Source organism: Faecalibacterium sp. OF04-11AC, from assembly GCF_003460645.1.
Classification (GTDB): Bacteria; Bacillota; Clostridia; order Oscillospirales; family Ruminococcaceae; genus Faecalibacterium; species Faecalibacterium prausnitzii_I.
The window spans coordinates 62,460-70,714 of the sequence record NZ_QTVP01000012.1 but is presented as its reverse complement, the minus strand read 5'-3'; the positions used below and the strand labels follow the sequence as shown (position 1 = coordinate 70,714).

The 8,255-nt window shown below is 63.0% G+C and carries 8 protein-coding genes; 3 read left to right on the top strand and 5 right to left on the bottom strand.

Going from position 1 to position 8,255, the window contains the following annotated elements; translation table 11 throughout:
* Together DXA70_RS07865 and DXA70_RS07860 are read left to right on the top strand one after the other, a co-directional pair.
* Positions 1-685 (top strand): NAD(P)H-hydrate dehydratase (locus tag DXA70_RS07865; protein ID WP_243001229.1); only part of this gene is annotated, 685 nt, incomplete at its 5' end.
* A 94-nt stretch (positions 686-779) separates the two neighbouring features.
* Entirely contained in the window at positions 780-1,502 is a 723-nt protein-coding gene (locus tag DXA70_RS07860) for an NAD-dependent protein deacylase (RefSeq protein WP_128118142.1), read from the top strand.
* 74 nt (positions 1,503-1,576) lie between these two features.
* Here the strand turns inward: DXA70_RS07860 and DXA70_RS14395 are convergent, their stop codons facing one another.
* From DXA70_RS14395 to acpP, 5 genes are all read right to left on the bottom strand, one after another.
* Entirely contained in the window at positions 1,577-1,783 is a 207-nt protein-coding gene (locus DXA70_RS14395) for a peptidoglycan-binding protein (protein ID WP_243001228.1), read from the bottom strand.
* A complete protein-coding gene (locus DXA70_RS07855) occupies positions 1,780-2,268 on the bottom strand; it encodes a hypothetical protein (RefSeq protein WP_243001227.1) in 489 nt (162 codons plus the stop codon). The genes DXA70_RS14395 and DXA70_RS07855 overlap by 4 nt, the downstream gene beginning before the upstream one ends.
* Before the next feature lie 5 nt (positions 2,269-2,273).
* A complete protein-coding gene (locus DXA70_RS07850; protein WP_128118141.1) occupies positions 2,274-4,883 on the bottom strand; it encodes a peptidoglycan-binding protein in 2,610 nt (869 codons plus the stop codon).
* A gap of 190 nt (positions 4,884-5,073) precedes the next feature.
* Positions 5,074-6,513 carry a proline--tRNA ligase gene (gene proS / locus DXA70_RS07845; RefSeq protein WP_128118140.1) on the bottom strand — a complete coding sequence of 480 codons (1,440 nt, stop codon included), beginning with the start codon at positions 6,511-6,513 and terminating at the stop codon, positions 5,074-5,076.
* 137 nt (positions 6,514-6,650) lie between these two features.
* Positions 6,651-6,890: an acyl carrier protein gene (gene acpP, locus DXA70_RS07840; protein WP_022257640.1), complete on the bottom strand. Its 240-nt coding sequence runs from the start codon at positions 6,888-6,890 to the stop codon at positions 6,651-6,653.
* Between the two features lie 509 nt (positions 6,891-7,399).
* Between acpP and dapF the strand changes: the two genes are divergently transcribed.
* The gene (dapF, locus tag DXA70_RS07835) at positions 7,400-8,245 is read left to right on the top strand and encodes a diaminopimelate epimerase (protein WP_128118139.1); all 846 of its coding nucleotides are present in this window, start codon (positions 7,400-7,402) and stop codon (positions 8,243-8,245) included.
* Positions 8,246-8,255: the final 10 nt, after the last annotated feature.

Here is an 8,255-nt window from a genome sequence, read left to right as displayed (position 1 = left end):
GAGGGCGGCATCTCGCCCCGCAGCCTCCCGAACATCACCCGCCAGAAAGCCACCACCCTGCTGCTGGGCCCCGGCCTGGGCTACACGGCCCAGTCCGCGGCCCGGGCCGCCGAGACACGGGAGCTGGTGGAAAAACTGCTGCCCGGCCGCCGAGACACGGGAGCTGGTGGAAAAACTGCTGCCCGGCTTTGGCGGCAGCGCGGTGCTGGACGCCGACGGCCTGAACGCCGCTGCCAGCCTCCTCAATGCGGGCAGAGCCCTGCCCCACCCGGCGGGCGAGCTGATCCTGACGCCTCACCCCGGGGAAATGTCCCGGCTCACGGGGCGTTCCACTTCCGCCCTTGCGGCGGACCGGGAGGGAGCGGCCTGCCGCTTTGCCCGGGAGTGGAACGCCGTGGTGGTGCTGAAAGGGGCAGGGACGGTAGTCGCCGCGCCGGATGGCCGCTGCTGCGTCAACACCACGGGCAATCCGGGCCTTTCCCGGGGCGGCAGCGGGGACGCTCTGGCCGGGATGACGGCGGCCCTGCTGGCCTGCGGTCTGCCCGCCTACGAAGCCGCCGCCTGTGCGGTCTACCTCCACGGAGCGGCTGCCGACCGGGCCGCCGCCCTCCGGGGCGAATACGGGATGCTCCCGCAGGACTTGTTTGCCCAGCTGGGGCGGCTGTTTGCGGAGCACCACCGTTGAAGAAAACCACAGAAAAACAAACGCTTCCTTTCCGGCCAAATTGTGCTATACTGGGTGCAGAACAACACAAGGCCGGGAAAGGGGCGTTTTTGTTATGGTAGCAGAACTGGAAAAGATCATTGCCGAGAGCGGCAACATTGTTTTCTTTGGCGGGGCGGGCGTTTCCACCGAGAGCGGTATCCCGGATTTCCGCAGTGTGGACGGGCTGTACCACCAGAAATACGATTACCCGCCCGAGGAGATTTTGAGCCACACGTTCTGGGAGGAGAACCCCGAGGAGTTTTACCGTTTTTACCGGGATAAGCTGATTGTAAAGGGCGCAAAGCCCAACGCGGCCCACCTGCGGCTGGCCAGGCTGGAAAAAGAGGGCAAGCTGAAAGCGGTCATCACCCAGAACATCGACGGCCTGCACCAGGCGGCGGGCTCCAAAAACGTGTTTGAGCTCCACGGCAGCACCCTGCGCAACTACTGCACGGGCTGCGGCGCGTTCTATGATGTGGACTTCATCGCCAACAGCACCGGTGTGCCCCGCTGCCCGGAGTGTGGCGGCATCGTCAAGCCGGACGTGGTGCTCTACGAAGAGGGGCTGGACGAGGAAGTCCTCTCCGGGGCCGTGCAGGCCATCCGGAAAGCGGACACCCTCATCATTGGCGGCACCAGCCTGGTGGTTTACCCGGCGGCCGGGCTCATCCGGTATTTCCGGGGCCGCCATCTGGTGGTCATCAACATGCAGCCCACCGGGGCGGATGCTCAGGCGGACCTGTGCATCGCAAAGCCCATCGGCCAGGTGCTCAGTGAAGACATCACGGTTGGATAAAACGAAAAAAGTAACAGAGCGCTCCCCGCACGGCTGAAACGGCCCGGCGGGGAGCGCTTTTGGCTTATCAGGGGTTAATCAATGGTGGTCTTGGTGCGGCCCACGCCCAGCACGGCGGTGGTGATCTTCTTCCAGCTGTTGCAGCCGCAGACGCCGTCCACCCTCAGGCTGGTGCGGCGCTGGTAGCCCCGCAGGGCCTCTTCCGTCCGCGCGCCGAACAGCCCGTCGATCCGGCTCCCGGTCTGGTAGCCCAGGGTGGAGAGAGCGTCCTGTAAGATCATGACGTAGCAGCCCCGGCTGCCCGCCGCAGGGTGGGGTAGCCTGCCGTGGTGCCGCTGCAGGCGGGGGTGCCGTAGCGGCGGTCCATGTGCACCCAGGTGGGGGTCTGGCTCAGGGGCTCCACATAGCCCCAGGCCCCGGTGCCTCGGGCCGCGTTGTAGATGGCGGTGCGCTCGCTCTGGGTCAGGCTCTGCCCTACATCGAGCGAGACACCCGCATAGTGCTGGCTGCGGGTGCCGTGGCCGCCCTCCCAGATGCGGCGGAACGCGTACCCTACCGGGATGCCTCTGCCGTACTTGCGGCGAGTCAGGTTCCAGGCCTCCATGGCCGCGATCGTCGTCCAGAGCACCGGGCTGCCCGATTTGCCCCGGAACTCCCGCACCCGCAGGGTGGTGCCGGTGCTGTAGGGCATGGGGTCATTCTCGCGCAGGTTGGCGTAGGTGTAAACTTTGTTCTCGTATGCGTCGTAGACCAGTAACCGTGCCATCGTGCTCATTCCTCCGTTTCCGATTCACAGGCATCGCGGCTCTGGGCCCGCAGAGCGGCCCAGGTCTCCCGGTCGACCGTGCCCGTCTGTTCCAGCCCGGCCCGGGCCTGCGCGGCCTTGACAGCACGCGTTTCCGCCGCGCCGAAGACAGAGTTTTCGCTCACATAGTCCTCGCCGCAGTAGAGGCAGGCCCGGCCATTGATCCACTGCTCAATTTGCAAGACATCCGGCCCGGTGCTGCCCTCGGCTATGGCGCGGCCTGGGTAAGCAAGACCCTGTGCGCCGTCCCGGTCCGGGTTGGGAGTGTAGGCTGCAAGCTGGAGGCTCAGCGCTTCCACCGCTGTCCAGGTCTCGGCGTCGGCAACACCGGTCTGGGGCAGGCCCAGTAGCTCCTGTGCACTGCGGGTAGCGTTGGCCGTTTCCTCGGTGTACTGGCTGGAAAGAGGCGGGTTCTCCACGCTCTGGTAATAGTAGGCAATCCGCTGCAAAAGAATCGTGTAGTAGAGCACCGTGCTGCTGTCCGAGCCAACGGTCAGGGGGGTGCCGGGGTAGGGCAGGCGCCTCAGTGTGACCACCGGCCCGGACTGCCGCAGGCGGGAAGCCGTGCGGTAGAGAGAATTCCAGGTGGTGCGTCCCACGATGCCGTCCACCGTGAGCCCCGCAAAGCGCTGGTAGGCCCGCACAGCGGTTTCGGTGGCCGCGCCAAAGCTGCCGTCGATGGAGACGGTGGGGATGCTGCTCTCGTAGGCGCTCATGAGGTAGAGGTAGAACTGCAGCTCCCGCACGGCGGTGCCGGTGCTGCCCCGGCGGAGGGTGCCCGGGTACTCGCCGGGCCGCAGGCTGGAAGAGAGCAGTCGGTTGGCAATGTCGTTGTACACCTCATAGAGTTTGGTCCAGGTGGCGCGGCCCACCACACCGTCGCTGGTGAGGCCGAAGTAGCTCTGGAATTTCCGGACGGCTGCTGTGGTGGCGCTGCCAAAAACGCCGTCCACCGTGACACTGTTCAGCGAGGAATACACCGTCCGGGCAATCTTGAGCCAGAACTGGATGAGCCGGACATTCTGCCCGCTGGCACCCTGCCGCAGCGGCGTGCCCGGGTAGGCATTGGGAGTACCGTTGTCGGACTGGATGCTCCGAAACTCGTCGTAGAGCTCGTTCCAGGTGTTCTGGCCCACCACGCCGTCCACGGTCAGGCCGTACCGCCGCTGGAATGCCCGCACCGCGTTGGCCGTGCCGGTGCCGTACACACCATCCACCGTCACCGAGGGGATGGCGGAATCGTACTGAGCCAGCGTATTCAGCCAGAACTGCACCTGCTCCACGGCGCTGCCGGTGGAGCCCTGCCGCAGGGTGGTGCCGCCCCAGCTGCCATCCGAGAGGGTGCCGCTGGCCGTCTCGCCCTCGCTGGTCAATTCGGCCAGATCCTTGACGGAGACGTAGATATAGCTGATCTTATACCAGGTCTGCCGCCCTACCACGCCATCGGCGGTGAGGTTGAACTGCTTCTGGAATTTTTTCACGGTGCTGGTCATGCTGCTGCCAAAGATGCCGTCCACGGTCAGCAGGCCCAGAAACGGGTAATCCTTGGTGATGCGGTTCAGCTGCCGCTGCAGGGTGAACACGCTGGTGCCCCGGTCGCCCTGCTTCAGCGGGCTGCCCGGGTAGCTCTGGGGGATGGACTCGATGTTGTTGGTGCGGATGATCTCGATGTTGTTCCCGTAGTAGTATTTGAGGATGCTGAGGGCGTTGCGGCCCTGGTTGGCCAGCGTGACGGTGCCCCATTGCTTGAGCCCCGGGCAGGTGACGGATCTGCCGTCGCAGTATTCGGAGTAGTAAGGGTTCACAGTGCCTTTCTTGCGGATGTAGGTGTTGAAGATGTCGTCCGTCAGGCGCACCATCACGTCAAACACCGTCCGTCCGTGGACATAGTATTGGTCATAACTGGTGGAATTGGTGATGTTGAAACGGTAGCCCTTGCTGGGGTACCACTCGGTGTAGATGCGGTTGAGCGCCAGCGAGATCTGGCAGTGGATGTTGGCCCGGAGGGCCTGTTCCGGCCAGGTCGGGTAGACTTCACTGGACGCCACGTTGGCAATATAGCGGCGGAACGAGACGGTCACGTTCTGGGCACTGGCGGCGGGTCTGCCCAGGTGGACCGTGATGTTTTTGGGGATGATGACCCGGCTGAGGACTTTGGGGTCACAGTTGGTGGTGGGTTCCGGGCCGCTGCCGCCGCCCCCGGCAAACAGGGCGTGGGCGGGGATGACGATGGGCTCTACCGGGATGTCCCGGTCCGCCTCCGTGTCCGGGATCATCTCGGGCTGGGCCAATGTGACCTGCCCGGGGAAGACCTGCACGCCCTGGATGCGGACAGGGCGCCAGCCCTCCTTAAAGGCGGTCAGGTCGCACACCGCGTAGGGGCGGGTGGTGGTGTTGTTTTCGTCCAGTGAGAGGGCGCAGTCCGGGGTGGTGAGGGTCACGTCCCCGGCGCTGCCCTCGGCGTCAGTGCGGCGGGTCACGGTGAAGCCGTCCCCGGTAATGGTCACGGTCACGCCTTCCACCGGGCTGGACTGGCGGGCCGCAAAGGCCTGGATGCGCAAAATTCCGGTTGCCATGCTCATGCTCTCCTTTGTGTGAAAGAATCGTTCGAGCCAGCTTATTCCGCAGTCTGCTCCAGTGTTCGGCACCACGGCACGGAACCCCTGCACAAAAAAGAGACGGCCAGAACAAAAAAACCACACCATGTGCCGTTTTGCTGGCACATGGTGTGGTTCTTTGCAATCAGGTCATCTCATTGGGAAAATCTTAGTAGGCCACGCCCCAGTAGACCATGGTCTTGGCGGGCTTGCCGCAACAGGGGCAGACATCGCTCAGGTGCTCCTGCTCAAAGGGCATGCAGCGGCTGGACAGGCCAGCTTCCTCTTTCATCTTCATCTCGCAGGCGAGATCACCGCACCACATGGTCTTGATGTAACCGGTGTTGGCCTTGGCCAGCTCTTTGACCTCGTCCATGGTGGTGGCAGCCCAGGTGCGCTTCTCACGGTTGGCAAGGGCACGCTCGTACAGGTCCTTGCGCAGGGCCTCCAGCTGGGCGGGGATGGCGGTCTCCAGCTCGTCCAGAGAGACGAACGTCTTCTCACGGGTGTCGCGGCGGACCAGGACGCACTGGTTCTTCTCCAGGTCCTTGGGGCCGATCTCCAGGCGGAGAGGCACGCCTTTCATCTCCCACTGAGAGAACTTCCAGCCCGGGGCGTTGTCGCTGTCGTCCAGCTTGACGCGGGCGTACTTGCTGATCTTCTCAGCCAGCTCAGCGGCTTTCTCACTGACGCCGGGCTTGTGGGCCGCGATAGGAACGACCACCACCTGGATGGGAGCCACAGCGGGGGGCAGGATCAGGCCGTCGTCGTCGCCGTGGGTCATGATGATGGCACCCACCAGACGGGTGGAAACGCCCCAGCTGGTCTGGAACGGGTGATGCAGCTGGTTGTCGCGGCCGGTAAAGGTCACATCGTAGGCCTTACTGAATTTATCGCCAAAGTAATGGCTGGTGCCGCTCTGCAGGGCCTTGCCGTCTTTCATCATGGCCTCGATGGTGTAGGTGGCCTCTGCGCCTGCAAACTTCTCTTTATCGGTCTTGCGGCCCTTGACAACAGGGATGGCGAGATCCTGCTCGCAGACGTCCGCGTAGCAGTTCAGCTGCTGCTGGGTCTCTGCCTCAGCCTCGGCTGCGGTCTCATGGATGGTGTGGCCCTCCTGCCACCAGAACTCGCGGCTGCGCAGGAACGGGCGGGTGGTCTTCTCCCAGCGGACGACGCTGCACCACTGGTTGTACTTCATGGGCAGCTCACGGTAGCTGTGCAGCACCCGGGACCAGTGATCGCAGAACATGGTCTCGCTGGTGGGGCGGACGGCCAGGCGTTCTTCCAGCTTGTCAGAACCACCCATCGTGACCCACGCCACCTCCGGCGCGAAGCCGTTGACCAGTTCGCCTTCCTTTTGCAGCAGGCTCTCAGGGATCAGCACAGGCATGGCCACGTTCTCATGGCCGGTTGCCTTGAAGCGGGCATCCATGTCTTTCTGGATCAGCTCCCAGATGGCCTGGCCATAGGGGCGCAGGATGATGAAGCCCTTGACACTGGAGTACTCCACCAGCTCTGCCTTAACGCAGATGTCGGTGTACCACTGTGCAAAGTTGTCTTCCTGGCTGGTGATCGCCTGTACGAGCTTTTTGTTGTCTTTTGCCATTTTTGTCTTTTCCTCCAAAGGCCGTGCGCCAAACGCGTTTCATTTCCCCTGCGTTCCGCACGAACCCATATTAAAAGCCCCGCCCTGATTCTGCCGGATGCAGAGCCAGTGCAGCGGGGCTTCTGCCAAATTGAAACTCAGCCGTTTGCCTGGTGGCTGTCCACAAAGTTTACTACATCGCCCACGGTACGCAGGTTCTCGATGGCGTCGTCCGGCACCTCGATGCCAAACTCATCCTCCAGCGTCATCACCATATCCACGATATCCAGGCTGTCAGCCTCAAAATCGTTCATGATGTCGCTCTCCATCGTGATTTTTGCGGGGTCGAGGTCCAGCTGCTCCGCCAGCAGTGCGCGGATCTTCTCAAACGTATCCATTTGTCGCGGTCTCCTTTTTGTGCAGTAAATTGTTGGCCCTGCACCGTCCGCCCGGGCTGGGGCGGTTTGACCATTGCGCCCCTTGGCGGGCCCGGCTGTGGAACACTGTGCAAAGCGCTCTCTTTTTTTATATCCCATGGACTGTGGATTGTCAAGCCCTGTTTTGACGTTTGGGAGCTTTTGCCGCAAAGTTTAACAGCAGAAATTGCGGGAAAGTCCGTTTTTCTGCTTGACAGAACGGCCTTTGCTTCTTATGATTATATAAGACAAACAACCTCTCAGTCTGCTTCGCGGACAGCCACTCCCCTTTCGGCACTTTCGTGCCACCTCCCCCGACCGGGGAGTCTTTCCTGACAGGAAGACTCCCTCCGGCCGGAGGGAGATGGCGCTGCAAGCGACAGAGGGAGGATGGCCCTTGGCAGGCCGGTTTTGGTTGTTTTTGTCGCCTGCGGCTCTTGGGATACAGTGCCCTGCTGCCGAGGCAAACACCATGAAAACGAGGGCTTTCCATGAAATTATCCTTTACCAAAATGCAGGGCTGTGCCAACGATTACATCTATCTGGACTGCCGGGAAAGCGGTGTGCCGGAGAACATCGTCCCGCTGGCGCGGGACCTGTCCCGGCGGCATTTTTCCGTGGGAGCCGATGGCATCATCTGCATCTGTGCCCCCGTTACCCCCGGGGCCGATGGCCGGATGCGCATTTTTAACGCGGACGGCAGCGAGGCACAGATGTGCGGCAACGGCGTCCGCTGTGTGGCCGAGTGGCTGTACACCCACGGAGTGGCAAAGCCGCGGCTGGCCATTGATACCGGCGCCGGCTGCAAGACGGTGACCCGGATGGGAGAGCGGCTGTGGCAGGTGGAAATGGGCGAGTACACCACCATGGCCGCGGCCCTGCCTGCCGTGAACATGGGCGAGGGCCCGCTGGTGGACTGCCCGCTGGAAGTGGAGGGCAAACGCTGGCAGGTGACCTGCATCGGCGTGGGCAACCCCCACTGTGTGACCGTGGTGCCGGAGGTAGACAGCCTGAAGCTGGAAGAGATCGGCCCTGCCTTTGAAAACCACCCGAACTTCCCGGAGCGGATCAACACCGAGTTTGTGGAAGTGGTGGACGCCACCCACCTGAAAATGCGGGTGTGGGAGCGGGGCAGCGGCGAGACCTGGGCCTGCGGTACGGGTACCTGTGCCACGGTGGCGGCCTTGACCGAGCTGGGCCTCTGCCCGGCCGGGGAGGATGTGCATGTGGCACTGCGGGGCGGCGAACTCATCATCCGGGTGCTCCCGGGCATGAAACTGCTCATGACCGGAGCCGCTGTGACGGTATATGAGGGCGTAGCAGAAGTATCAATTTGAAATGAAACCT

Coding starts and splice junctions, on each gene's coding strand:
- acpP (WP_022257640.1), bottom strand. CDS start 6,890: ATGGATACGTTTGAGAAGATCCGCGCACTGCTGGCGGAGCAGCTGGAC.
- DXA70_RS14395 (WP_243001228.1), bottom strand. CDS start 1,783: ATGATCTTACAGGACGCTCTCTCCACCCTGGGCTACCAGACCGGGAGC.
- dapF (WP_128118139.1), top strand. CDS start 7,400: ATGAAATTATCCTTTACCAAAATGCAGGGCTGTGCCAACGATTACATC.
- proS (WP_128118140.1), bottom strand. CDS start 6,513: ATGGCAAAAGACAACAAAAAGCTCGTACAGGCGATCACCAGCCAGGAA.
- DXA70_RS07850 (WP_128118141.1), bottom strand. CDS start 4,883: ATGGCAACCGGAATTTTGCGCATCCAGGCCTTTGCGGCCCGCCAGTCC.
- DXA70_RS07860 (WP_128118142.1), top strand. CDS start 780: ATGGTAGCAGAACTGGAAAAGATCATTGCCGAGAGCGGCAACATTGTT.
- DXA70_RS07855 (WP_243001227.1), bottom strand. CDS start 2,268: ATGGCACGGTTACTGGTCTACGACGCATACGAGAACAAAGTTTACACC.